This is a genomic window from Micromonospora sediminicola (assembly GCF_900089585.1).
Lineage (GTDB): Bacteria > Actinomycetota > Actinomycetes > Mycobacteriales > Micromonosporaceae > Micromonospora > Micromonospora sediminicola.
Window position 1 is genome coordinate 2,834,072 of record NZ_FLRH01000003.1, and the last position, 23,855, is coordinate 2,857,926.

The window sequence follows — 23,855 nt, forward strand, 5'->3', positions numbered from 1 at the left end:
ACCCGTGCAGAACGGTGGTTGACCGGCCGGCCTGATAGGTTGATCTCAGGTGTGCCGGGAAGCCTGGTCGGCGTCGCGGTGACGGCTGACCAGAACCGGAGAGACGCCCCATGAGCACCCTGGCCTGGATGGCGGTGGCGGTGTTCGCCGCCGCCTACGTCCTGATCGCCACCGAGAAGATCAACCGGGTAACGGTGGCGGTGGGCGGTGCGTCGATCATGCTGGCGATCGGGGCGACCGATGCCGAGCACGCCTTCTTCTCCGAAGAGGCGGGAATCGATTGGAACGTCATCTTCCTGCTGTTGGGCATGATGCTGATCGTCGGCGTGCTGAAAAGGACCGGCCTGTTCGAGTACCTGGCGATCTGGAGCGCCAAGAAGGCCCGCGGCCGTCCATTCCCGATCATGGTGATCCTGGTGGTGGTGACCGCCGTGGTGTCGGCGGCGCTGGACAACGTCACCACGGTGCTGCTGGTGGCGCCGGTGACGCTGCTGGTCTGCGAGCGGCTCGACGTGCCACCGATCCCGTTTCTGATCGCCGAGGTCATGGCGTCCAACATCGGCGGCGCGGCCACTCTCGTCGGCGACCCCCCGAACATCATCATCGCCAGCCGCTCGGGGTTGAGCTTCACCGATTTTCTGAACGTCATGGCCCCGTTGGTGCTGATCGTGATCGTCGTCTTCGTCGGCCTGTGCCGGATCATGTTCCGCCGGGCGTTTCGGTATGACGCCGAGCGTGCCGCGCGGGTGATGGCGCTGCGCGAGGCGGACGCGATCCGGGACCGCCGTCTCGTCGTGATCAGCCTGGTGGTCCTCGGCGCGGTGCTGCTAGCGTTCAGCCTGCACACCGTGCTGCACCTGGAACCGTCGGTGGTGGCTCTGCTCGGCGGACTGTTGCTGCTGGTGTTGTCCCGGCTGGACGCGGGAGAGGTGGCCAAGGACGTCGAGTGGCCGACGCTGGTGTTCTTTGCCGGCCTGTTCGTCATGGTCGGCGCCCTGGTCGCCACCGGGGTGATCGACGGCATCGCCCGGTCGGCGACCGAGGCCGTCGAGGGCAAGCTGTGGCCGGCCACCATGTTGCTGTTGTGGGCCTCGGCGGGGTTGTCGGCGATCGTGGACAACATCCCCTACGTGGCGACGATGAGCCCGATCGTGAGCGAGTTGGTGAACGCCGAGGGCGGGCTCGACAAGGCTCAGGTGCTCTGGTGGGCGCTCGCCATCGGCGCTGACTTCGGCGGCAACGCCACTGCTGTGGGTGCCTCGGCCAACGTGGTGGTGCTCGGCATCGCCGACCGTGCCGGCCACAAGATCACGTTCTGGGGGTTCACCAAGTACGGCCTGATCGTGACCGTGATCTCGGTGGCGATCGCGGTGCCCTACCTGTGGTTGCGGTTCTTCTGACGCTCAGGTGCCGAGGATCCGGTCGAGCAGCCCATCAAGAGTGATGGCGCCGGTCATCACCTGGTCGCGGTTCACGACCGCGACCAGGGGCACGTTCGTCCGGGCCATCACCGAGGCGACCTCGAGCAGGGTGGCGTCGGCGCTGACCGCCGGCAGGCCCGGACGGTTGCGGGGGAGCAGGTCCGCGACGGTGCGGTTACCGATCCCTGCCAGGACCACATCGGCGGCGGCCTCGTCGATCACCCGCGCCAGCGCCGGATCGTCCTGACAGTAGGACGGCAGCGCCATCCGCAGCACCTGCGTGCCGGCCAGCACCGTCGACGGGCGGCCTGCGGTGTCCACCACGATCAGGCCGGGCAGATCCTGCGCGGCCAGGATCCGGGCGGCCTCTCGGGCCGGCATGTCCTCGGTGACGGTGTCCATGGAGATCGCCACATCGCTAGCGCGCATGCCCCGACGATACGCCCGGGGCAACGCGCTGATCGCACCGATGTCGCATGGGCGGCTCCACTCGCGCTGAACCTATCTCTGGTAGACGTCGGGAACGTCGTCATGGTCGTGGTCGACCCGCTCGGCCTCGTAGATCTGCCGGTACGCGCGATTCCGTACCCGCAAGATGATCATGGCGAGGGTGGCGGCGATCAGGGAGCCTGCCAGCACGGCGATCTTGACCCGGTCGTCAGCGTCGCTGCCGATACCGAAGGCGAGTTCGCCGATCAGCAGCGAGACGGTGAAACCGATGCCGGCCAGCACGGCCAGCCCGGTCACGTCGATCCAGGCCAGCCCTGAGTCCAACCGAGCCCGGGTGAACCGGGCGACGAGCCAGGTTGCCAAGAGGATGCCGATCGGCTTGCCGACGACCAAACCGAGCACGATGCCCACCGCGATCGGGTCGGTGAGCGCCTGCGCGAGGCCGTCGAGCCCGCCGACGGCCACCCCGGCGGACATCAGCGCGAACACCGGCACCGCGGCGCCGGCCGAGATCGGCCGGAATCGGTGTTCGAAGTGCTCGGCCAGACCCACCCCTGGCCCGGTGTCCCTGGAACGCAGCACCGGGACGGCGAAGGCGAGCAGCACCCCGGCGACGGTGGCGTGCACGCCGGAGGCGTGCACGAGCGCCCAGGTCGCGAACGCCAGTGGCAGGAGCAGCCACCACGAGCGCACTCGCCGCTGCACCAGCAGCGCGAACAAGCCCAGCGGCAGTGCCGCGGCCAGCAACGGCAGTACCGACAGGTGGGCGGTGTAGAAGACCGCGATGATGACGATCGCCAGCAGGTCGTCCACCACTGCCAGGGTCAGCAGGAAGGTGCGCAGCGCGGTCGGCAGGTGCCGGCCGATCACCGCCAATACGGCGAGGGCGAACGCGATGTCGGTGGCGGTCGGTACCGCCCAGCCTTCCAGCGCGCCACCGGAGTTCACTACCACGTACAGCAGTGCCGGCACGAGTACGCCTCCGATCGCGGCGGCGACCGGGACCGCGGCTCGGCGCGGATCACGCAGGTCGCCGGCGACGAACTCGCGCTTGAGTTCGAGACCGGCGACGAAGAAGAAGATCGCCAACAGCCCGTCGGCCGCCCAGGTGGCCAGCGAGAGGTCAAGGTGCAGCGCGGGAGGCCCGACGCTAAGCGCCGTCATCGACTCGTAGCGGTGAGCCCACGGGGAATTGGCCCAGAACAGCGCCACAGCGGCGCCGATCAGCAGCAGTGCCCCGCCGATCGTCTCCTTGCGCAGCACCTCGGCTATGCGACTCGCCTCGGCCCAGGAACCGCGGCCGAGGACACGAGGGGGTGACTGCGGGCCGGACATCACAGGCGAGCACCTCTCGGAGAGACAGGTCGGAGCCATCTGCCGACCAGACTTCGCGGCGCACCGGAACCCATCGTACCGGCGGCAGCCACGCCTGAAACGTTCGCCGCGAGCTACGACCGGCGGTGCCCCTCGTCCCTGCGCCTCAGCGCGCGCAGGCACCTGTTGCCCACACCCAACACCACGGCCACCACGAAGACTGGTGTGAAGCCCCACGGAGACGGAACCGGCGGCGCGCTGTCGGCGAGGAAACCGACGAACACGCCGACGGCCACGACTGCGACGGCAAGTGACGCGCGCCAGTCGCTCAGCGCCGTCGCCAACAGGCCGCAGGCGACCGCCATCACCAGCACGCGTCCCACCGGGTCTTCCGGAGGAAAGACCACCGCCGCGGCGAACGAAGCCACCACGACACCGACCGCACCGGCCCCCAGATCTCGGATCAGGACGACCCGGTGAATCTCCGCTTCGTCAGCAACGTCCACGGCCTCAGTCTCTCCTCGTGCCCAGCCGGTGCCACGCTGCGACGGCCAGGAAGTTGGCTCCAACGATACGGTCTTCCCGCCCCAGAAGTCCGCACTGCTCGTGGACGCGGTTCTCTTGGCAGGTAGGGATGCATGACGTCTCGTTCGGGCTATCGTGGCGCACCCGCAGTGGAGACCAGGGGTGCGCGGCGCGGCATGGCCCACAGCGGATTGACCTTTGTCGCCTTCTCGTGCCCGGGCCCGACGAGGGCGCGGTGACGGGGCAGCGGCGCCGCTATCGTTTCGTGGCTCGCCTGGATGACCTGATCTCGCTGGATCGTCCTGTCAACCGAGCAGGTCGGGCGTCGCGGCGGCTGGTCTGCGGCCCGGCGCCCGGGTTTTGGACGTCGGCTGCGGGACGGGGTTGGCCATTCCCCTCGCACGGGCAGACCGGCCCCTCGCCGTGCCCGGAGACCGGATCGGAGATCTGCTCGGCCCGCATCAGACCGAGGCTAGAGTCGATGGCGTCGATGGTGGAGGTACGTCTCACGCTTCGCGCGAACCTCTGCGAGGTGGCCGTCGTCGACGATGGGCTCAGCGATCGACTACCGAGGAGCATCGTGCTGTCAGGATTGGACGAGGCAGACAAGGTCTCCAGTGTGGTCGGCGCCGTCGTCGCGGTGATAGCGCTCATCGTCACCATTCGTGCAGCCAGGCGTCAGCCGCCGATCGATGCGGCGTCGTATCCCGGACACGGCACCTCGACCCTGAGGAAATCATCCGGCCGAGCCACCACGCCGGTCGCACTGATAGTCATTCTGGCGGTCGTCGTGCTCTGCGTCGTACCGTCCTGGGGCATCATCTACGCCGTCACGACGTTCTCCGACGACGGGGCCGCCGGCGGTCGGTCGGCGAGCCCGGCGACATCCGACCCCGGGCGACCAGCCACCGCCCTGCCGGGCAGTCCCATCGCCGACGTGGCGCTGTGGAAGGACGAGATCCGCCTCGACAGCACGCCACGCGACTTCGACCAGGAACCCCCGGCGCGCGGGAACATGAGCACCGATCTCGGCTCGGACGGCTATCTGAACGGCTCGGTGTACACCAGGTTCTGGGGCAGGGCGGTGGTGCTCTGGCCTGGCCGGACCGGGCCCTCCCGCGCCGACTGTGCCGGCCGGTTGCAGACCCACGGAGTGAGGACCGTGAGCATCGACATCCGCAGCCGGGTGTGCCTGGAGACCAACCAGGGGCGGATCGTGTTCATCAAGGTTCTACGGCGCGACGGCGACGACGGATACGCCGCCGAGGTGACGATCTGGAGTTCGAGCTGAGCGCTCGAGCCGATTACCGCGTCACGGTGCCTGTGCTGTATGGTGCAGGCACGCGGAGTGATCACCCAGCGGCGGCGTCCCGGTAGTCGACAGGTGCTGAGCGAGTCCGGCGCCCTCGCCGCCGTTGTCGTCGAGCAGCTCTCGGAAGCGTTGGAACTCGTCGAGGATGATCAGATCGGGCTCGAGCTGGTCGAGACCGATGGGATGCCCGACGACCTGCGCGCGACCCTCGCGGAACGGCTTTCCCAGCAGCGGTAGCCGACCTGTGACGCCACGTCGCCGGCGGGCAGTGTGCCGACGGCCGCGTTATCCAGGGCGCCGGGCCGACAGACCGGTGCACCCCTGCGCGGCGGCGAGCTTGTCGAGGATGCGCCGCTTGTCCGCCCCGGTGGCTGGAACCGGTTGGCCGCTGCCGGAGACCGTCGCCGGGACGAAGCGGCTCTCCACCACCGTCCGGTCGCGGACGACCAGTTTGAGCACGCCGGAGTCGGTGCTGTGCGAGGTGCTGTACCAGAGAAAGTTGCCCAGGCCGTAGTGCACGTAGGTCTGGCCCAGCCAGCCGTTGGCGAGCAGCGTGTGCGCGTGCGCGCCGACGACGATGTCCGCGCCGGCCCCGGACAACCGTTGCGCGAACGTCTTCATCTCAACCGTCGCGCACGAGTTGCCCTCCACGCCCCAGTGCATGAAGACGACGACCAGGTCGGCCTGTTTGCGCGCCGCACGCACCGCGGCGGTGGCGCGGGCGGGATCGAACGCCATGGCCACCCCAGACCGGATGTCCGTCGCCCGCCACGATTCGGCCAGGTCGTGCACCTGCGACATGCCGAGCACCGCGATCCGCAGCCCGCGTACCGTCGTCAACCAGGGCGCGTAGGCCGCGTCGGCGTCGCGGCCGGCGCCGAACACCGGGTACCGGGCTTCCGCCGCCGCGTCGAGGGTGTCCGAGAGTCCCTGCCGGCCGTAGTCGAGGATGTGGTTGTTGGCGATCGACACCGCGTCGACCCCGGCGGCGCGCAGCGCCGCGAAGGCGGTCCTGGGGGCCCGGAACTGGTAGGTCTTCGGCTGGGGGGTGCCCCGGTCGGTCACCGACGTCTCCAGGTTGAGCAGCGTGACGTCGGCGTCGCGCAACGTCGAGGCGATCGGTCCGAAGGTCGTAGCCGGATCGTCGAGCAGGCCGAGAGTGCGGCCGGTGAAGTGCACGTCACCGGCGAAGGCCAGCCGGACCTCGCGCGGGGCGTGCGGCGCGGTCGCGGTGCCGGACGTCACCGCGGTCGGACCCGTCGAGCCCTCGCGCCACTGCGGCGCCGGGCCGGTCGAACCGCAGCCGACCAGGCCGACGCCGACTGCGACCGCAGTCAGCGCCGCCAGCGGTGAACGCGCCGTCCTGCGGGACACGCGCTGAGGGTACGCGCTGCGCGTGTCACCCCGCGATGCGGTGTCCGGGGCCGTCAGTTCGAGGCGGTGGCCCGGGGCCCGTACCTCTCGGCCGCGCGTGCCTTGGCCTTGGCGGCCTCCACCTCGCGGTCACGACGAGGCGCCTTCGTCACGAGGCCGTCCAGCAGGGTCCGGGTCGCCGCCGTGATGACCCGGACCGCCTCGTCGAACGCCGCCTCGTTGGCCGCCGACGGTCGCGTCGTGCCGCTGACCTTGCGCACGTACTGCAGTGCGGCGGCCCCGATCTCGTCCTCGGTCGCGGGCGGCTCGAAATTGTTGAGCACGCGGATGTTTCTGCACATCCCCCTACCATGCCAGGCCGGACCGACATCGGCGGACATGCGACCGTCGCGGCCTGAGCATCGGGCCCCACCGGTTGGTCACCTCGCTCCGCGTCGTGAGGGTGACATCGGGCAGCCGTCGCAAGCCACCCAGGACTTCCTCGTCGGCGGGCCACCTCCGCGCGTGGCGGACGAGGTCCTGCCGGTCGACCAGAAGCACGAGATCCTCCGGCAGTTGCTCGACGTCCGCGCGGTCGGTGCGGACAATCGCCGGGCAACCCAACGGACCGGCCGGTACACCGCGCGCGATCTCGCGGATTCCGCCGCTCGGACCGCCCGAAATTTCGTACCTTGAGAGCGGTCTGTCACTGGGCGGAGGAGGTAGCTGATGACCGTAGCGGCGGACGAGCAGGAGAAGAGCGCCACGACCGACCCGGTGCTGTTCTCGTCCGACGGGGACCCGCACCACATCGTGGCGCAGGCCGGGCAGCCGGAGGAGCATCTCACCTCGCGTTACGTCCCCGGCGACGGCGAGTCCGAGCCCGTGGGCACCGACGGGCAGCACCCGGACCCGCCCCGGAAGGACGCCTGATCAACGGTCGGCCCCGGCCGTGGATGCGGCGACTGGGCCGGGACACCTACGACCGGCTCCGGGGTTACCTGGTCGTCGCCCTCCAGGCGGGGCTGGCCGCGGGGCTGTCGTGGTACGTCGCGCACGACGTGTTGGAGGCCAAGCAGGCGCTGTTCGCGCCGGCCGCCGCCGTCGGCACCGTTGCGGCCTCCCTGGGCAACCGCGTCCGGCGCACCGCCGAGCTGATCGGCGGGGTGATCGTCGGGGTGCTGGTGGGGCAGGTCATCATCGACCTGATCGGGGTCGGGCCTGTGCAGACCGGCTTCGTGGTGGCCCTCGCCATCTCGACGGCGGTCGCCTTCCGCGGCAGCGGAGCCATCATCGTGCAGGCCGCGAGCACGGCGGTGTTGCTCGGCACCGTCTCGCCACTGCACCAGCACCTGGCCGTGCCGCGAACCCTCAACGCGTTGGTCGGTGGCCTGACCGCCGTCGTGGTGGCGTTGCTGCTCCTGCCGCTGAATCCGGTCCGCGTGGTGCGCCGGGCCGCGGGCACGACCCTGGACGCCTTCACCACCCAGTTGACCGCCGCCGCCACGGCCCTCTCCGAGGAGGACGACGTGCGGCTGACCGAGGCGCTGGGGCGCCTGAGCGCCGTCGAGCAGTCGAAGCAGGAGGGCTTCGGCATCCTCGGGGCCGCTCGAGAGGTCGCCAGGCTGTCACCCTGGCGCCGCCGTCGCCGCTCGGTGGTCCAGCGCTACCAGCACGTGGCCGAGCATCTCGACCGGGCGTACGCCGACAGTCGGGAGATGGTGCGGTGGGCGCTGCGCGTCCTGCGCACCGGGGAGCCGGTGCCGAACGGCCTTGCGGCATCGATCGAGCACCTCGGGCAGGCGGTGCGGCTGCTGCACCGCGACTTCATCACGGACCGGGACCCCGATCGTGGCCTCGCCTGCGCCGAGCAGGCGGTCCGCGAGGTCGACCGGGCCGCGGCCGGCGACGTGCGGTTCGCCGGCCGGGTGGCGATCTATCAGCAGCGGGTGGCGCTCAGCGCGCTGATGCAGGCGGCGGGGGTGCAGCGGCCGGACGCCAATCGCCGGGCCGGCCTCCCGAGCCAGGACTGACGGTGCCGGCGTCGGGCGCGGCCAATCAACGACGACTGAGATGCTGGAGCGGGCTCATCACGATGCGCGGACGGTGCTGATCGGCCGGCGGGCCGGGGCGGGGACGCCCCGGCCCATTGGTGCGGATGGGTCGGGGGTCAGCCGACCTTGACGAAACGCACCGCGTCGGCCACGGTGTAGCCCGCGTCGGCGGCGCTGATCTTGACGTGGTCGCCGCTGCCCGGTGCGAACGGCCAGGTGCCGAGCAGCTTCCAGGTGCCGCCGCCGGTGCGCTGGTTCACAGTGAGGCCCGTCGTGACCCCGCCCGCGTAGTTGATCTCAACCGGGGCGGCGTCGGGCCGGTCCGGCGCGGAGGTGTAGCGCAGATACACCTCGTACCGTCCGGTGGTCGTGATCGGCGACGTCCAGGTGGCGGTCTTGCCGGTGTCGGCGCCGGTCGTGCCGTCGTGCCAGTAACCGGTGCCCCAGTAGCCGGAGGCGCCGGTGCTCGCCGTCCACGTGCCGGTCTTCGAGAACAGCGGCGAGGCGTTGTCGACGACGTCCTCGGTGGCGGTGCTGTAGCTGCCCGAGCCCAGGTAGGTGGTCACCGACTGGCCAGGCAGGTTCAGCATGGCGGTGCCGCCGGTGACGGCGACCGCGGGCCGCCAGGCGACGTTCTCGGTCGCCGAGGTGCGGTACGGCTGCAGCGACGTCGTCGACACACCCGAGAGCTTGAGGTCGACGTTCGCCGCCGTGGTGTTCTCGTTGACGACGACTGTCGCGAAGCGGCCGGTCGTCGGGTCCTTGTACGACGACACGTACACGCCGGTCGTCGGCTGCGGCGTCGTGTCGATCCGCTTCCAGCCCGGACGCACGAACCGGCTGAACTGGGCGGTCGTCCACACGGTCTTGCCGATCTCGTACGCGCCGGTCTTGTCGTTGATCGTGACGAGGCCGCCGCGCGCGTCGGGCAGCGTGGCGTTGTCGTCACCGGTCACGTAGCGCCACCACACCCACGCGTTGCCCTGGGTTCCGGTGAAGAACTCGTGGATGCGGCGGGCGTTGCGCACGCCCTGCTGGGTCGTGGTCGGGCCGGGGGTGCACTCGCTCATCCAGATGCGCTTGCCCGCGCTCTTGGCCCGCGGCAGGGGTGCGGACTGGCAGTTGTTGAGCGGCTGGGTCTGCCAGCCGCCGTCGGCGCCGCCGCTGTAGGCGTGCGTCGCGTGGATGTCCATGGCCGCCATTGTCGCCGGGTCGTTGTAGATGGCGTCGTTGACGTCGCTGAAGCTGACGTCTTCGGCGAGCATCAGGTCCACGTCCACCCCGTCGCGGGCCAGCGTGGGAACCATGTAGTCGCGGGTGAACCTGTTCAGGTCGGCGTGGCTCCACACCGTCTTGTCGGCGTAGGACAGCGGCGGCTCGTTCGCCATCGACAGGATGGCGACCGGGACGCCGAGCTGGCTGCGGTACGCCTGCACCGTCCGCGACAGGTAGTTCGCGAACGCCTGGTACTGGTCCTGGCGCACCGGTGAGTTGTCGTACGGCACGGCCTTCATGTACTCGGGCGCGTTGTGGTAGTTGAGCCACGGCAGGGCGCCGGGCTGGCGCTGCGCCATCTGCTGGTGGAACCACACCTGGTAGTGGTCGCGCAACCGGCCGGGCTGGCACCGGCCGCTGGGGTCCGGCGTGTTCGGGCAGTTCAACTCGAACTCGCCGGCTCGCATCGAGTGCGACAGCGGGTTCGGCTTGGTGCCGACCCGGTCGGCGGGGCAGCGCACGGCCTCGTCACCGTCGCAGCCGCCGCCCCACGGCTCGTGCCGCACGATGGTCATGCCCGCGCCGGCCGAGCCGTCGAACAGCGCGTCGAAGACCTGGTTCTGCTGGCCGGGGGTGAGGGCGTCCAGGTAGCGGACGAAGAAGTTCGAGGCGGCGCCGAAGCCTTCGACGTTCTGCCGGACGTCGTTCCACTCCAGGGTCGCGACGGGGTCGGCCGCCCGCGCGGGCACGCCGGTGAGCAGGACGGTGAGGAGAATGGGTACGCCGAGCACGGCGCGCCGCAGAAATCGTCCCACGGGGGTCTCCTTGGGGTCGGAGGTACCGGGTGGTGCGGTCAGGTGCGGTGGAGCCAGCGGGGCTCGCCGGGGGGCAGCGGCCAGAAGGTTCCGTCGGCGTTCTGCCCGACGCCGGTCGTGGCGAGCCCGGCGGCGGCGACGGCGGGTTCGCCGTGCCGTTCGAACCAGTCGTCGAGCAGGCCCCGTAGCTCGGCGACCCGGCCGCTGCGGCGGGGATCGTCGACGAGGTTGGTGGCCTCGTCGGGGTCGGAGGCCAGGTCGTACAGTTCGTGGGGTCCGTCGGGGAGGCGGTGCACGTACTTCCAGTCGCGGGTGCGCAACATCCGGGTGGGCCCGTACTCGTCGTGCACCACGACGTGGCCCTGGGTGCCCGTCGTGTCGCCGGTGAGCAGCGCCGCGAAGCTGCGGCCGGGCCCGCGGTAGGAGCCGGGCACCGCGACCCCGGTGTACGCCAGCAGCGTGGGCAGAAGGTCGTAGCCCGACACGAGGGCGTCGGAGACCCGCCCGCCCGGCACTCGGCCCGGCTGGGCGACGATCGCGGGCACCTGCACCGACGTGTCGTACATGTTCGCCGGGTAGGTGGCGTTGCCCTTGCCCCACAGACCGTGGTGGCCGCAGTTGAAGCCGTTGTCGGAGAGGAACACCACGAGGGTCGACTCGCGCAGGCCGTGCCGGTCGATCCGGTCGAGGACCCGTCCGATGCCGGCGTCCATGGCGGTGGTGGCGGCGAAGTAGCCGATCAGGTTGTCGCGCGGGTTCTCGTAGGCGGCGTCCATCTCGCGGCTGAAGTCGAGCCGCCACGGGTGGTCCGGCCCCTGCGGGCAGGAGACGAAGGGGGTGTCCGCGTAGAGGTCGGTGTAGGCCCGGGGGTGCTGGTCGATCCAGGGAACGTGCGGCGCGGTGAAGTTGAGGTGCAGCAGGAACGGCTCGGCCCGCCGCGCCTCGGCGTCGAGGAACACGCCCGCCTCGTCGGCGAGCGCGTCGGTGAGGTACCCCTCGACGGTCTCCCGCGTCGCGCCCGTCCATTCGCCGCCGTCGGCGTCGGCCACGCCGCGGTACATCGTCGCGCCGTGGTACCCGCCGCCTCCCTTCTCGTGCGCCCACCAGTGCACGTACGGCTCCCGGGGCTGGTCGCTCGCCCCGAGGTGCCACTTGCCGACGTGGCCGCACCGCCAGCCCGCCGTGGCGAGCACGTCGACGTAGGTGGCCCGGCGCCGCAGGAAGTCCGTCGCGCCGGCGCCCGTGTTGCCGTCACGGATCCAGTCGTGCACGCCGTGCCGGGACGGGATCTCCCCGGTCAGCAGGGACGCCCGGGCCGGCGAGCAGACCGGTGAGGCGCTGAAGAACGCGTCGAGACGTATCCCGTCCGCGGCCAGTCTATCGAGCACCGGTGTGCGGATCTCGGGGTTGCGGCTACCCAGCGCCCAGGTGCCCTGGTCGTCGGAGAGCACGACGAGGACGTTGGGGCGGTCGGGGTCACGGCTGGCCATGGTGTTTCTCCTTCGCGCCGGACGTCTCAGCCGAGCCGGCGGGCCAGCTGGTCGGCGTAGAGCGAGCGTGGTTCGAGGGTGGCCCCGGCGCCGACACCCTCGACGACGTCGGTGGGCTGCGGGTTGGAGCCGGGAGTGAAGGTCACCGCGACGGTGGTGACGGTGTGGTAGCCGGTGCCGGTCGAGCTGGTGCCCATGACGTAGCCGTAGCCGTGCTGGGCGGTCTCGATCAGGTACCGCGACGCGGGGCTGGCAGCCCCGCCCGTGACGTTCCAGAACACCGACTGGCTGGTGGTGTGCCCGGCGTGCAGGCTCGCGTGGCCTCGGTTGACGGCGTTGAGGCAGTCGCCGTCGAAGGTGATCGAGTCCCACAGGTTCGACGGTGACAGGTAGCGGTGGAAGTCGCTGGGCAGGCGCCCGAACCGCAGGGTCGAGTCGTGCACGACGTTGCCGCTGGAGCCCATCCGGTCGAACGTGACGTTGTGGCGTCCGTGGTCGATCGTCGAGCTGGTGAGCAGGTTCTCCTGCGCGTTGACGAACTGCACCAGGTAGCCGTTGCCGCCGGCGCCCTTGTACTGCGGCTTGGCCACGTAGACGTCCTGCAGGGTGACGTTGCGGGTCTCGACCAGCTCGATGCCCTTGGACAGGATGTGCACGTCGGCGGTGTTGCCCTGCGGGCGGAACGTCTTGACGTCGCGCACCCAGCCGTAGACCACCCGGTCCATCGAGATGACCGAGGCGTCGTGCATCTGGTACGCCCCGGTTCCCGGCTCGTCGAACTGCTCGTCGCCGGTGCCGGGTGTGGTGTTCTGCCGCATGCCGATGGAGATGCCCTGCACGCCGACCTCGCCGAGGTGCGACGACACCGTGTAGATCCGCGGATTCCAGCTGGGGAGCAGCCGGTAGCGCAGCGGGATGTCGACGGTGACGCTGGTGGCGGTCTTCGCGGTGATCCGGCGGTAGAACACGAGGCCGCCGGCGACCCGCTGCCCGTCGACGACGGCCTGGTCCCAGTAGCCGGTCATGGCGTGGTCGGCGATGAACTGGTCGGTGACGCTGCACCGCACCACGATCCAGTCGCCGACGGCCAGCCCCGCCGTGTTCGCCACCGGAAGAACGGTGGCCTGGTGCCCGACGGCTGCGGTGACGGCCTTGACGTTTGTCTCCGCCCCGTACCACCAGTCGTCCCAGGCGAGCCGATTCGCGACCGGACCGACCCGGATGACATTCTTGCCGAACGCGGCGCCCGGGTCGCGCATGACCGACGCCGCGTTGTAGATCCGGGTGCTGCTCGATCCCGCGCCCTTGAGGATCGTCCGCGAGCTGTGCAGCCAGAGGGTGTAGGGGTTCGACCCCTGCGGGCTCACGCGATACGTCCCGGCGGGCAGGTAGACCGTGCCGCCGCCGTCGGCCGCGGCCGCGTCCAGGGCCTTCTGGATCGGCACGGTGTCGTCGGCGACGCCGTCGCCGACCGCCCCGAACCGCGTTCGTACGTCGTACACCCGGGAGGCCCAGGACGGATTCGTCGGGATCGGGTCCCGGCCCTCGTGGTAGCCCGCGTAGCTGAAGTCGTGCAGGAACTTCGCCGAATCGGCGGGGTTCTGCCGGTATCCAGGCGTCCAGCCGGTCGGGTAAAGAGAGCTGCGCCACGGCGCGGCGGCGGCGGGGGAGGCCGTGCCGAGAACGGTGCCGGCGGGCACCGCGGCGGCGAGGGGGGTCGCCGCGAGGGCACGAAGCAGGGAGCGTCGGTACATGTCGTCCTCCGGGGGTGAGGAGTGGTGGTTCAGGCCGTGGCGGCCGCCTCGGGCAGCAGCCGGTGGATCAGCGGGGGGCGGTCGCTCGTCCAGACCGGCGAACGCAGCAGTTCGTGCAGCACGATCGCGGCGGCGCCCCGGGCCCAGTCCTGGTCGGTCACGTCGAGCAACTCGACGTACAGTTCGTCCGGCCGGTGGCCCGGGGTGTGCAGGGGCACCGCGGCGCGCAGCCGGTCGAGGAAGAGGTCCTTCGCGCGCAGGCCCTCCCCGGCGAGGAGCACCAGGGCCGGATCGAAGAGGTTGATGAGGTTGGCGATGGCGACGCCGAGGCTCTCACCGGCCCGCCTGAACAGCTCCCGCAGCCGCTCGTCACCGGAGCGCGCCCGGTCCACGATGGCGTCGATGTGGTCCTCGACGGTGAGGCCGGGGTCGTGGCCGAGGACCGCGCGGACGATCCCGTAGTCGCTGGCAACCGCCTCCAGACAGCCACGCTTACCGCAGTTGCAGTGCGGCGCGTACGGGGAGGCATCCACTGTGGTGTGGCCGAAGTCGCTGGCCGCGCCGTGCGCGCCGCGGAACAGGCCGCCGCCGAGGACGGCGCCGAGCCCGATGCCACGGCCGACCGTGACGACGAGGAAGTCGCCGGCGTCGCGGCCCGCGCCGAAGCGGTTCAGCCCCATGGCGAGGGTGTTGACCACGTTGTCGATCCACACCGGCACACCGAGGCGGGACTCGAGCCAGCCGCCGATGTCGGCGTCGCGCCATCCGCGAGCGTGCGAGAACACGATGCGCCGACGCGCGGCGTCGACAACGCCGGGAACGCCGACGCCGACGCCGAGCAGGCTCTCCCGGGGGACGCCGGCCTCGCGTACCGCCTTCTCGATCGCGGCGGAGATCATCTCGACGGCCTCGCGCGGGGCGGCGTCGGGGGCCACCGGTGCCTCCAAGGCGTGCACGACGCTGCAGCGCAGGTCGGCGACGACGACGGTCATGTCGTCGTCGCGCAGCTTGATGCCGACCAGATGACCGGTCTGCGGGGCCAGGTCGACCAGGACCGGCTGCCGCCCGGCCGAGGCGCGGACGGCGGCGGTCTCGGTGATCAGGCCGGCGGCGGCGAAGTCGGCGACGATGTGGGTGATCGTGCTGGCCGTCAGCTGACCGCGGCGGGCGAGGTCGGTGCGCGACAGTGGACCGTGCTCCGCGATCAGTTGCAGCACGAGATGGCGGTTGATGTCTCGGAGGAGACGTTTGCTGCCCGGTCTCGTGGCGGCCACGGGATCCCCCTTTTCTTCGGTGAAGCAAATATGACGGTGCGGGCCGGTGCCGTCAAGAGCGGAACGTCCCCGCCGTTACGCACACGTTGCCGACGGATGACGACCGACCTCTTGACGGTGCGCGGCCCCTGCCTCATATTTGCTTCACTGAACGAAGGAAAATCCCCCATTCCACGTTTGCATCCGCCTGAAAGAGGCCACCATGCCCTCGTTCACCTCGTCCGGGTTCTCCCGGCGATCCTTCCTCCGCACCGCCGCCGGCGGCGCCCTCGGTATCGCCACCGGCGGCGCGCTGGCCGCCTGCGGTGGCGGCTCTGAGGCCGGCTCCGACGGAGCGGTCGGGCTGCGCGCCGCCTGGTTCGGCGGCGACGACCGGCACAAGCGGACCGTCAAGGCCTTCGAGATCATCCAAGGCAAGGTCCCGAACACCACGATCAAGACCGAGTACGGCGGCTTCGACGGCTACTTCGACAAGCTGTCGACGCAGATCTCCGGCGGCGGCGCCCCGGACATCGTGCAGATGAACTTCGACCCGCAGCTGTCGGACTTCGCCCTGCGCAACGCGCTCACCGACCTCAGCAAGCACGTCGGCAGGGGACTCGACCTGTCGGCCCTGCCGCAGGTCGACCAGGCCAACGGCAAGGTCGCCGACAAGGTCTACGGCGTCAGCCTCGGCACCCTGGTGCCCGCCGTCATGGTCGACACCACCGCGCTCGCGTCGCTGAAGCTGACCGCACCGACCAGCTGGAACTGGGACAGCTACGCCGACTTCGCGCTCACGGTCAGCCAGGCCGGCGGCGGCAAGGTCGCCGGCACCGAGGACGCCAGCGCCTACGACCACGTGCTGCTGGTCTGGCTGTTCCACCGCGGCCGGCCGGGCATCTTCGCACCGGACGGCTCGGTCGCCGCCACCGAGGCCGACGTCACCGAGTGGTTCCAGTACTGGGAGAAGCTGCGCCGCAGCGGCGCCTGCGTCGACATCAAGGTCCAGGCCGCGCACAACAACGGCGACCACCCCACGAACCCCCTGGTCATCGGCAAGGCGGCCCTGGCGCTGCAGTTCTCCACCACGCTCGGCGTGTGGTCCGGGATCACCAAGCACACGCTCGCCTTCGCCCCCATGCCCGACGCCGTCTCCGGCAGCAACCCCGGCAACTACGCCCGCCCGTCGGCGCTGTGGTCGGTGCCCCGCGGCACGAAGAACGTCGACCGCACGGTCGACGTCATCAATACGTTCATCAACGACACCGAGGTCGCCAAGGCGCTCGGCTTCACCCGCGCGATGCCCAACGCCAACGCGCTCAAAGCGATCGGCACCGAGCTCGCCCCCGCCGAGAAGGCCCTCATCGCCCACACCAACGCCATCCTCGCCAAGCCGCTCGCGCCGGCGCCGCGCGTACCCAAGGGCGGCAGCGAGACCGGCAAGATCCTCAAGCGCAACGCCGAGGAGGTCGCGTTCGGCCGCACCACCGCCCCGGAGGCGGCGAAGAAGTTCGTGGCCGAGATCAAGGCCGCCGTCGGAAAGTGACCTGCCCGCAACGACACGGCGGCCGGCCGCGCGGCCGGCCGCCGGAGGGATCGGATCGATGACACCCCAGCCCCACCGGAAAGACTTCGACGAGCACACCTTCGACCTGGTCGTCGTCGGCGGCGGCCTCGCCGGCCTCTGCGCGGCGCTCGCCGCCGCCCGCGGCGGCACCCGCACCGCCATCGTGCAGGACCGCCCGATGTTCGGCGGCAACTCCTCCAGCGAAGTCCGCGTCGTGCCGCACGGGGCCTCCCACGGGGCCGCCTGGGGCGCCGAGACCGGCATCGTGCACGAACTGATCCTCGCCGACCGGGCCACCAACCACGAGTCCTTCTTCGACCACGGCCTCATCAACAGCCTGTACGACCTCACCCTCTTCGAGGCCGCGCGCAGCGAGCCGCTGCTCACCACGTTCATGAACACGTCGGTCCGCGGAGTCCTCGCCGACGACCTGGCCGAGCCGGACGGCCGCTACACCCGCCGCGTCGTCGCCGTGCACGGCAGCCAGCTCGGCAGCGAGAAGGAACTGCTGCTGCGGGCCCGGCAGTTCGTCGACGCCAGCGGCGACGGCACCGTCGGCAGCCTCGCCGGCGCCGAGCACCGCTACGGCCGCGAGTCCCGCGCCACCTTCGGCGAGCCGCTCGCCCCGGCCGAGGCCGACGAAACCACCCTCGGCTCCACCATCACCATGCGGGCCAAGAAGATCGACCGTCCGGCCCCCTACACCCCGCCGGCGTGGATCGCGCGGTACACCTCCCCGGACGACTTCGTGATGGACCGCCGGCTCTACCACATCGAGAAGGAGCAGTTCGGCGGCTACTGGTGGTTGGAGGTCAACAACCCGTTCCACCAGATCGACGACTACGAGGCGATCCGCGACGAGCTGCACCGCCACGTCCTCGGCGTCTGGAACTACCTCAAGAACCACAGCCCCGAGAAGGAGCGGTTCACCAACTACGTCCTGGAGTGGATCGGCCAGATCCCCGGCAAGCGGGAGTCCCGCCGCTTCGTCGGCGACGTCACCGTCACCGAGCAGGACTGCCACGCGGACCGACGCTGGCCCGACGGCGTCGCCTACGCCAGCTGGTGGATCGACCTGCACATCAAGGGCGGCATCAACAACCGCGAGGCCCCCGGCGAACGGGAGAACATCGACAAGCGCTACAGCGACTACATCCGGGTGGTGCCGTTCTCCCTGCCGCTGCGCGCGTTCTACAGCCGCAACGTCGAGAACCTGTGGCTCGCCGGGCGGATCTACTCGGTGTCGCACATCGCCCTCGGCCCGGTCCGGGTGCAGCAGACCCTCGCCGCCGCCGGGCAGGCCGTCGGGCTCGCCGCCGCGCACGCCCTGCGCCACGGGGTGACGCCCCGGGCCCTGGCCGACCCGGACGGCCCGTACATCCAGCCGCTGCGGCAGGACCTGCTGCGCCACGACGCCCGCCTGCTGGGCGTCCGCAACACCGACCCGACCGACCTGGCCCGCACCGCGAACGTCACGGCGAGCAGCAGCGTCCCACTTGCGCTGCCCGACCCCATCGGCCTGCCCGACACCAAGCACCGCTGGCAGCCGCTGGACACCGACCGCGCCCAGGTCGTGCCCTTGACCACCGGGCGCGTCGACGAGGTCGCCGTCTACCTGCGGCACACCGGCGACACGGCGACCGAGGTCACCGTCGAGCTGGAGGAACTGCAGCGCATCTGGGACCGCGAGCACGGCAAGCCCGTCGCGTCGGCCATGCTGCGGGTGCCTCCCGGCCACGAGGGCTGGCTGGCCGTGCCGCTCGACGCCGCGGTCACCCCGGACCGGCCGCACCGGGTGATCCTGCGCGCCGGCGGTCCCGCGACGGCCGACGTCGCCTGGGCGACGGCCACGCCGATGCCCGTCGGCACGGTCGCCCAGTACCTGTGCGTCTCACCCGGCGGGCCGGAGGACAAGAACGCGCACCTGGACTGCCTGTCGCCCGCCGAGGTCGACCTGCCCGCGTACGAGCTGTGGCGACAGTTCCGCAAGGGCGCGCACGGCCTGCGCCTCACCCCGGAACAGCGGCCCTACGAGGCCCGGTACGCGGTCAACGGCGCCGCCTGGCCCGAGGACCTGCCCAACCTGTGGGCGTCGGCACCGATCGGCCAGGATCCCGAGTGGCTGCGCCTGGACTGGCCGGAGCCCGTGACGTTTCGGCACGTGCGGCTGAGCTTCGACACCGACCTGGACGCGGGCTGCGACAAGCGACCCGGCTTCTACCGCGCACCGCAGTGCGCCCGCGACTGGCGACTCGCCGCGCTCGTCGACGGCGAGTGGACCGAACTGCACCGGGAGACCGGCAACATCCAGCGGCACCGGGTGGTGCGACTGCACGCGCCGGTGACCACCACCGCCGTACGGGTCGAGATCCACGCCGTGCACGACGACACCGCCACCTTCGGCGCCCGCATCTTCGAGGTTCGCGTCCATGCAGACTGACACCGACCCGACCGCGCCGCCCGCCGGCCCCCAGGTGCCGCGGCGGATGCTCGACGCCCTGGACGAGGTGGCCGGCGCGGTCGCCAACCGGCTGTCCCCGACCCTGCCCCGGGCGGCGCGGCTCTTCCGGGCCGCGTTCCGCAACACGCTGGAGACCACGGTCCGGCCGCAGGACGACGGCACCGTTTACGTGATCACCGGCGACATCCCCGCCATGTGGCTCCGGGACTCCGCGGCGCAGGTCCGGCCGTACCTGCTGCTCGCCGGGCAGAACGACGACTTCGCGGACCTTCTCGTCGGCGTCGTCCGCAGGCAATGGCGCTACATCCGACATGATCCGTACGCCAACGCGTTCAACGAGACCGCCAACGGCGCGACGTGGGACCCGTCCGACCTGACCGCCATGACCCCGCTGGTCTGGGAGCGCAAGTACGAGATCGACTCGCTGTGTTACCCGGTGCTGCTCGCCGCCGACGTGCACGCGGTCACCGGCCGAACGGACCACCTGGACGCCGACTTCGTCGCGGCGGCCACGAGGATCCTCGAGGTGTGGGACGCCGAGGTCGACCACGACCGCGACTCGCCATACACCTTCTACCGCGCGGGCGAAGGGCTGGCCCGCGCGGGCCGGGGCACCCCGACCGCACCGACCGGCCTGCTGTGGTCCGGGTTCCGCCCGAGCGACGACCCGTGCGAGCGGCACTTCCTCGTACCGGCGAACGCCATGGCGGCGGTCGCCGGGCGGCGGCTCGCCGAGCTGCTCTCCGCCGGAGCCGACGAGCCCGGCCGGCGGGAGCTCGCGGCGCGGGCACGCGGCCACGCCACCCGCATCCGCGCGGCGCTGGCCGACCACGCCGTCGTCGCGCACCCGGACCACGGGCGGATCTACGCCTACGAGGTGGACGGGCTCGGCGGCGCGGTGCTCATGGACGACGCGAACGTGCCCAGCCTCCTGTCCCTGCCCTACCTCGGCTGGTGCGCGCCGGACGACCCGCTGTACACGGCCACCAGGGCGTTCGTGCTCAGCCCCGGCAACCCGTACTACTACGCCGGGCGGCACGCCGCCGGGATCGGCAGCCCCCACCAGGGCGACGCGTCCCGGGTGTGGCCGATCGCGCTCGCCATGCAGGGCCTCACCGCGACCGACCCGGCCGAACGGGAGGCGCTGCTGGCCACCCTGGCCGCCTGCGACGCGGACACCGGCCTGATGCACGAGGAGTTCCACGTCGACGATCCCGCCGACTACACCCGGCCCTGGTTCGCCTGGGCCAACTCGCTCTTCGCCGAGCTGTGCCTGCTGCACGCGGGCCTGCCGGTGCCCGGAGGTGACCGGCCGTGACCCGTACGCCGCTGTGGCTGTTCCTGAGCGCCGCCGACGATCCGGCCGCGCCGTACGTCGGTGCCACGCTGGGCCGCCTCGCTCGGGAGTCCGGGGCGCTGTTCGAGGCCTACCTCGAGAGCCGACGGGAGGGTTCGCTGTTCGCCCGGACCGGGTCGACGGTGCTCGGCGGCGGCCACCACACCCAGTTCAACCAGCTGTGTGCGCAGCACGACGTCACCGTGTTCACCCTCGGCCACTCGGCGGTGTTCGACTCGTCGGTGCGGGCGTTCGGCCTGACCGTGGGCGCCCGGGCGCACGACCCCGGCGAGCTGTACGCGCAGGCGTACGCCCACCTGCGCCGGAGCGAACCGGCGACGGTGTTCGTCGGGCCCGTCGGCGACCTGGCGCCGTACCTGGTGCCGGAGGTCGCCGGCCGGGACGTCCTCGGCTTCCCGGTGGGCGCGGACCTGCCCGCCGGCCGGTCGGTGCTCGCCGCCTACGCCGACGTGCCCGGCGCGGCCGTCGTCGACACCTGGCACGACGGCGACGATCTGGGCAGCGTGACCCTCCGGATCGCCGACCGGCACCGGGCAACCGCCCAGGGCGTCTGCTTCGGGGACCCGGTCGCGGTCCTCGCGCAGCTTCCCCGGCTCGTCCGCGAGCGACGGGTCGCGGTCTTCGCCCCGGCGCGTCCGCTGCCTCCGGCGGAGGTCCGCTTCTCGCCGTACACCGAGGAGACCTCCGCGATCGCCGAGCAGACCGCCACGCTCGCGCTCGACGTCGGCGACCCCGTCCTGATCGGGCGACAGACCGGCGACGGCGACCTCTTCGCCTGGTCGCGACACGGGGTGTGCATGCAGATCACCGAGCCGAACCGGCCGGCCTTCCCGGTGCTCGCGGACACTCCGCAGCCGTGGTCGCCAGCCCCGGCCTGCGACGAGGGCGAGTACACCGACGACGAGCTGCGCGACCTCGCCGCGCAGGGGGCGGTGCTGACCGCCATGATGTGGCACTCCGGCGAGATCGCGCACAACGAGTCGATGCTCAACCTGCTCGACCTGGCCGGCGCCACCGGCCTCAAGATGGGCGTCGGTGTGCACGCCGCGCGGTACCGCACCGCCCCGCAGACCTGGGAGCTGCTCGCCGCGGGCGTCGACCGGGGCGGGGTGCGCGGGCTCGTGGAGCCCGTCCTGCACTCGGGTGGCCGCGGCGTGCTGGCCGAGTTCGACTGCCCGCCCGAGGCCCTCGCCGAGCACTGCGCCGCCGCCCTCGACGAGATCCGGTCGATCGCCGGCCCGGGGCAGACCCCGTCGGGCTACTACGCCTTCTGCGACACCGACCTCGACACGTTCGCCCCGGCATCCGACGCCGTCTACGCGGCCATCGAGTCGGCGGGCCTGTCGTACGTCGTCTCGTCCGCGCGCCCCGGACGCAACCGGGTCGTCCGGCGCACCGACGGCTGCGTGGTCGTCAACCAGAGCGCCCGGTCGGTGGCGCACGCCTCCCCGTTCGTGCGGATCACCACGGCGGAGGAGTTGCGCGAGGACGTGGCGCCGATGCGGCCCGGGTGGGTGCTGGCCACGCTCGACGCCCCCGTGATCGCCTTCGCCCCCTACATCTGGCGGCACGGCGGCCGGTTCATGCGCGTCGTCGACTGGTTCACCTCGACCGGGGAGGCGGGGGAGCGGCGCAACGTCCTGCCGTCGACTGTCGCCCGGTACGCCCGCATCCTCGCCGACGGGGGGTTCCTGCCGTGACGCTCCTGACGAGGCGGGCCGCCCGCCCGAGGCCCGACTCCACCCGGCCGCGGCTGGCCGGGCGGAGCGGATCCCGGCGGCGCCACCGCCACAACCGGGCGGCGTACCTGCTGCTCGCCCCCTGGCTCGTCGGCCTGCTGGGCCTCACCGCCGGCCCGATGGTGGCCTCGCTCTACCTGTCGCTGACCGAGTACGACGTGCTCAACCCGCCGGTGTTCATCGGCGCGGACAACTACGTCGAGATGTTCGCCGACGATCCGCGCTACCTGTCGTCGCTGTGGACGACGACGATCTACGTCGCCGTGTCGGTGCCGGTCAAGCTGGCCTTCGCGCTCGGCGTGGCACTGGCCCTCAACCGAGGGCTGCGCGGGCTCAGCTTCTACCGGGCGGTCTACTACGTCCCGTCGCTGCTCGGCGGGTCCGTCGCGATCGCCGTCATGTGGCGCCAGATCTTCGGCGGGGACGGCCTGGTCAACTCGCTGCTCGGCGCCCTCGGGTTCACCGACCTGCCTGCCTGGGTGGCGGACCCGGACTACGCCCTCGGCACGCTGATCGTGCTCGCGGTGTGGCAGTTCGGATCCCCGATGGTCATCTTCCTCGCCGGCCTGAAGCAGATCCCCGGCGAGCTGTACGAGGCCGCCGAGGCGGACGGTGCCGGCACCTGGCGGCGGTTTCGCAGCGTCACGCTGCCGCTGCTCACCCCGGTCATCTTCTTCAACGTGGTGCTGCAGCTCATCGGCTCCTTCCAGTCGTTCACCCCGGCGTTCGTGGTCTCCGGCGGCACCGGCGGCCCGCTGGACTCGACGCTGCTCTACACGCTCTACCTCTACGAGCAGGGCTGGGCGAACTTCCGGATGGGCTACGCGTCCGCGATGGCCTGGGTGCTGCTCGGCATCATCGGCGCGCTCACCGCGGTCGCCTTCATCACGTCCCGCTACTGGGTCCACTACACGGACGGTGACAAGTGAAGCCTCGTCTGCTCACCCACGGCGTGCTGCTGCTCGGGCTGGCCGTCATGCTCTACCCGGTGCTCTGGCTCGTGGCGAGTTCGCTGCGCCGCGGCGAGGACATCTTCACCAGTCGGGGGCTGTGGCCCGATCCCGCCACGCTCGACAACTACACCACCGGTTGGCGGGGCGCCGGCGAGGTCGGCTTCGGCCGGTACCTGACCAACTCGCTGCTCGTCTGCGCGGGCGCCGTCGTCGGCAACATGATCGCCTGCTCGATGGCCGCCTACGTGTTCGCCCGGCTGGACTTCGCGTTCAAGAAGGTGCTCTTCGCGATCATGCTCGCCACGATCATGCTGCCGCACCACGTGACGCTCGTCCCGCAGTACGGCCTGTTCCGCGCGCTCGGGTGGATCAACACGTTCCTGCCGCTGATCGTCCCGAAGTTCCTCGCCGTCGACGCGTTCTTCATCTTCCTGATGGTGCAGTTCATCCGCTCGATCCCGCGGGAACTCGACGAGGCCGCCGAGGTCGACGGCTGCGGCCCGATCCGCATCTACTGGCGGGTCGTCCTGCCGCTGCTGACCCCGGCGCTGGTCACCACGGCCATCTTCACCTTCATCTGGACCTACGACGACCTGTTCACGCAGCTCATCTACCTCAACGACCCCGCGCGGGCCACGGTGCCGATCGGGCTGCGCACGTTCCTGGACGCGACCAGTTCCTCGAACTGGGGAGCCATGTTCGCCATGTCGACGGTGGCGTTGCTGCCGGCGGTCGTGGTCTTCACGTTCTTCCAACGGCGGCTGGTCGAAGGCATCGCGGCCAGCGGCGTGAAGGGCTGACCAACACCGCACCGCACCG

At 71.2% G+C, this 23,855-nt stretch carries 22 protein-coding genes; 12 read left to right on the top strand and 10 right to left on the bottom strand.

The window, feature by feature from the left end; all coding sequences use genetic code 11:
* Nucleotides 1-110: 110 nt before the first annotated feature.
* Nucleotides 111-1,400, top strand: coding sequence for an ArsB/NhaD family transporter (locus GA0070622_RS13710; RefSeq protein WP_091573647.1), 1,290 nt, complete (start codon nucleotides 111-113; stop codon nucleotides 1,398-1,400).
* A gap of 3 nt (nucleotides 1,401-1,403) precedes the next feature.
* Here the strand turns inward: GA0070622_RS13710 and GA0070622_RS13715 are convergent, their stop codons facing one another.
* From GA0070622_RS13715 to GA0070622_RS13725, 3 genes are all read right to left on the bottom strand, one after another.
* The gene (locus GA0070622_RS13715) at nucleotides 1,404-1,850 is read right to left on the bottom strand and encodes a CBS domain-containing protein (RefSeq protein WP_091573648.1); all 447 of its coding nucleotides are present in this window, start codon (nucleotides 1,848-1,850) and stop codon (nucleotides 1,404-1,406) included.
* Nucleotides 1,851-1,922: 72 nt separating this feature from the next.
* Entirely contained in the window at nucleotides 1,923-3,206 is a 1,284-nt protein-coding gene (gene nhaA / locus GA0070622_RS13720; RefSeq protein ID WP_091573649.1) for a Na+/H+ antiporter NhaA, read from the bottom strand.
* Between the two features lie 113 nt (nucleotides 3,207-3,319).
* Nucleotides 3,320-3,691: a hypothetical protein gene (locus tag GA0070622_RS13725; protein WP_091573650.1), complete on the bottom strand. Its 372-nt coding sequence runs from the start codon at nucleotides 3,689-3,691 to the stop codon at nucleotides 3,320-3,322.
* A gap of 500 nt (nucleotides 3,692-4,191) precedes the next feature.
* Here GA0070622_RS13725 and GA0070622_RS13730 point away from each other — a divergent pair, with 500 nt between their 5' ends.
* Together GA0070622_RS13730 and GA0070622_RS32025 are read left to right on the top strand one after the other, a co-directional pair.
* On the top strand, nucleotides 4,192-5,001 hold the full coding sequence (locus GA0070622_RS13730) for a hypothetical protein (protein WP_091573651.1): 810 nt from the start codon (nucleotides 4,192-4,194) through the stop codon (nucleotides 4,999-5,001).
* A 39-nt stretch (nucleotides 5,002-5,040) separates the two neighbouring features.
* Nucleotides 5,041-5,259: a hypothetical protein gene (locus GA0070622_RS32025; RefSeq protein ID WP_176710468.1), complete on the top strand. Its 219-nt coding sequence runs from the start codon at nucleotides 5,041-5,043 to the stop codon at nucleotides 5,257-5,259.
* 48 nt (nucleotides 5,260-5,307) lie between these two features.
* Here the strand turns inward: GA0070622_RS32025 and GA0070622_RS13735 are convergent, their stop codons facing one another.
* From GA0070622_RS13735 to GA0070622_RS33700, 3 genes are read right to left on the bottom strand one after another with little or no spacing between them, the layout of a single operon-like run.
* Nucleotides 5,308-6,396 carry a CapA family protein gene (locus tag GA0070622_RS13735; protein WP_176710469.1) on the bottom strand — a complete coding sequence of 363 codons (1,089 nt, stop codon included), beginning with the start codon at nucleotides 6,394-6,396 and terminating at the stop codon, nucleotides 5,308-5,310.
* Nucleotides 6,397-6,449: 53 nt separating this feature from the next.
* On the bottom strand, nucleotides 6,450-6,737 hold the full coding sequence (locus GA0070622_RS13740) for a DUF2277 domain-containing protein (protein ID WP_091573653.1): 288 nt from the start codon (nucleotides 6,735-6,737) through the stop codon (nucleotides 6,450-6,452).
* A 4-nt stretch (nucleotides 6,738-6,741) separates the two neighbouring features.
* Nucleotides 6,742-6,936, bottom strand: coding sequence for a DUF2795 domain-containing protein (locus tag GA0070622_RS33700; RefSeq protein ID WP_218060582.1), 195 nt, complete (start codon nucleotides 6,934-6,936; stop codon nucleotides 6,742-6,744).
* Here GA0070622_RS33700 and GA0070622_RS32860 point away from each other — a divergent pair.
* Genes GA0070622_RS32860 through GA0070622_RS13755 form a run of 3 tightly spaced genes read left to right on the top strand, consistent with a single transcriptional unit; the run spans nucleotide 6,901 to nucleotide 8,408 of the window.
* Complete coding sequence (locus GA0070622_RS32860; protein WP_218060635.1) at nucleotides 6,901-7,071, top strand: hypothetical protein; 171 nt, start codon at nucleotides 6,901-6,903, stop codon at nucleotides 7,069-7,071. The genes GA0070622_RS33700 and GA0070622_RS32860 overlap by 36 nt on opposite strands.
* Before the next feature lie 33 nt (nucleotides 7,072-7,104).
* Entirely contained in the window at nucleotides 7,105-7,308 is a 204-nt protein-coding gene (locus tag GA0070622_RS13750; protein WP_091573654.1) for a hypothetical protein, read from the top strand.
* Between the two features lie 23 nt (nucleotides 7,309-7,331).
* Nucleotides 7,332-8,408, top strand: coding sequence for an FUSC family protein (locus GA0070622_RS13755; RefSeq protein WP_091573655.1), 1,077 nt, complete (start codon nucleotides 7,332-7,334; stop codon nucleotides 8,406-8,408).
* A 137-nt stretch (nucleotides 8,409-8,545) separates the two neighbouring features.
* On the opposite strand, the gene GA0070622_RS13760 is transcribed toward GA0070622_RS13755, so the two are convergent.
* The 4 genes from GA0070622_RS13760 to GA0070622_RS13775 are packed head-to-tail and all read right to left on the bottom strand — an operon-like array spanning nucleotide 8,546 to nucleotide 14,977.
* The gene (locus GA0070622_RS13760; protein WP_141684563.1) at nucleotides 8,546-10,459 is read right to left on the bottom strand and encodes a golvesin C-terminal-like domain-containing protein; all 1,914 of its coding nucleotides are present in this window, start codon (nucleotides 10,457-10,459) and stop codon (nucleotides 8,546-8,548) included.
* A 38-nt stretch (nucleotides 10,460-10,497) separates the two neighbouring features.
* Nucleotides 10,498-11,949: a sulfatase family protein gene (locus GA0070622_RS13765; protein ID WP_091573657.1), complete on the bottom strand. Its 1,452-nt coding sequence runs from the start codon at nucleotides 11,947-11,949 to the stop codon at nucleotides 10,498-10,500.
* 26 nt (nucleotides 11,950-11,975) lie between these two features.
* The gene (locus tag GA0070622_RS13770; RefSeq protein WP_091573658.1) at nucleotides 11,976-13,703 is read right to left on the bottom strand and encodes a glycosyl hydrolase family 28-related protein; all 1,728 of its coding nucleotides are present in this window, start codon (nucleotides 13,701-13,703) and stop codon (nucleotides 11,976-11,978) included.
* Between the two features lie 29 nt (nucleotides 13,704-13,732).
* Entirely contained in the window at nucleotides 13,733-14,977 is a 1,245-nt protein-coding gene (locus tag GA0070622_RS13775) for an ROK family transcriptional regulator (protein ID WP_091573659.1), read from the bottom strand.
* Nucleotides 14,978-15,179: 202 nt separating this feature from the next.
* On the opposite strand from GA0070622_RS13775, the gene GA0070622_RS13780 reads away from it, so the two are divergent.
* Genes GA0070622_RS13780 through GA0070622_RS13805 form a run of 6 tightly spaced genes read left to right on the top strand, consistent with a single transcriptional unit; the run spans nucleotide 15,180 to nucleotide 23,836 of the window.
* Nucleotides 15,180-16,505, top strand: a complete 1,326-nt coding sequence (locus GA0070622_RS13780; RefSeq protein WP_091573660.1) for an ABC transporter substrate-binding protein — start codon at nucleotides 15,180-15,182, stop codon at nucleotides 16,503-16,505.
* A 58-nt stretch (nucleotides 16,506-16,563) separates the two neighbouring features.
* Nucleotides 16,564-18,966 carry an FAD-dependent oxidoreductase gene (locus tag GA0070622_RS13785; RefSeq protein WP_091573661.1) on the top strand — a complete coding sequence of 801 codons (2,403 nt, stop codon included), beginning with the start codon at nucleotides 16,564-16,566 and terminating at the stop codon, nucleotides 18,964-18,966.
* Complete coding sequence (locus tag GA0070622_RS13790) at nucleotides 18,956-20,305, top strand: glycoside hydrolase family 125 protein (protein ID WP_218060583.1); 1,350 nt, start codon at nucleotides 18,956-18,958, stop codon at nucleotides 20,303-20,305. Before GA0070622_RS13785 ends, GA0070622_RS13790 begins: the two co-directional genes overlap by 11 nt.
* Complete coding sequence (locus GA0070622_RS13795) at nucleotides 20,302-22,044, top strand: hypothetical protein (protein WP_091573662.1); 1,743 nt, start codon at nucleotides 20,302-20,304, stop codon at nucleotides 22,042-22,044. Before GA0070622_RS13790 ends, GA0070622_RS13795 begins: the two co-directional genes overlap by 4 nt.
* Nucleotides 22,041-23,012: a carbohydrate ABC transporter permease gene (locus GA0070622_RS13800; protein WP_245666241.1), complete on the top strand. Its 972-nt coding sequence runs from the start codon at nucleotides 22,041-22,043 to the stop codon at nucleotides 23,010-23,012. The genes GA0070622_RS13795 and GA0070622_RS13800 overlap by 4 nt, the downstream gene beginning before the upstream one ends.
* Entirely contained in the window at nucleotides 23,009-23,836 is an 828-nt protein-coding gene (locus GA0070622_RS13805; protein WP_245666251.1) for a carbohydrate ABC transporter permease, read from the top strand. The genes GA0070622_RS13800 and GA0070622_RS13805 overlap by 4 nt, the downstream gene beginning before the upstream one ends.
* The last annotated feature ends 19 nt before the right edge of the window (nucleotides 23,837-23,855 follow it).

Bases quoted from the DNA above. Each gene is read 5' to 3' on its own strand.
- GA0070622_RS13750 (WP_091573654.1), top strand. From the start codon at position 7,105: ATGACCGTAGCGGCGGACGAGCAGGAGAAGAGCGCCACGACCGACCCG.
- GA0070622_RS13780 (WP_091573660.1), top strand. From the start codon at position 15,180: ATGCCCTCGTTCACCTCGTCCGGGTTCTCCCGGCGATCCTTCCTCCGC.
- GA0070622_RS13755 (WP_091573655.1), top strand. From the start codon at position 7,332: ATGCGGCGACTGGGCCGGGACACCTACGACCGGCTCCGGGGTTACCTG.
- GA0070622_RS13785 (WP_091573661.1), top strand. From the start codon at position 16,564: ATGACACCCCAGCCCCACCGGAAAGACTTCGACGAGCACACCTTCGAC.
- GA0070622_RS13790 (WP_218060583.1), top strand. From the start codon at position 18,956: ATGCAGACTGACACCGACCCGACCGCGCCGCCCGCCGGCCCCCAGGTG.
- GA0070622_RS13715 (WP_091573648.1), bottom strand. From the start codon at position 1,850: ATGCGCGCTAGCGATGTGGCGATCTCCATGGACACCGTCACCGAGGAC.
- GA0070622_RS13710 (WP_091573647.1), top strand. From the start codon at position 111: ATGAGCACCCTGGCCTGGATGGCGGTGGCGGTGTTCGCCGCCGCCTAC.
- nhaA (WP_091573649.1), bottom strand. From the start codon at position 3,206: ATGTCCGGCCCGCAGTCACCCCCTCGTGTCCTCGGCCGCGGTTCCTGG.
- GA0070622_RS13765 (WP_091573657.1), bottom strand. From the start codon at position 11,949: ATGGCCAGCCGTGACCCCGACCGCCCCAACGTCCTCGTCGTGCTCTCC.
- GA0070622_RS13770 (WP_091573658.1), bottom strand. From the start codon at position 13,703: ATGTACCGACGCTCCCTGCTTCGTGCCCTCGCGGCGACCCCCCTCGCC.
- GA0070622_RS32025 (WP_176710468.1), top strand. From the start codon at position 5,041: ATGGTGCAGGCACGCGGAGTGATCACCCAGCGGCGGCGTCCCGGTAGT.
- GA0070622_RS13730 (WP_091573651.1), top strand. From the start codon at position 4,192: ATGGCGTCGATGGTGGAGGTACGTCTCACGCTTCGCGCGAACCTCTGC.
- GA0070622_RS13740 (WP_091573653.1), bottom strand. From the start codon at position 6,737: ATGTGCAGAAACATCCGCGTGCTCAACAATTTCGAGCCGCCCGCGACC.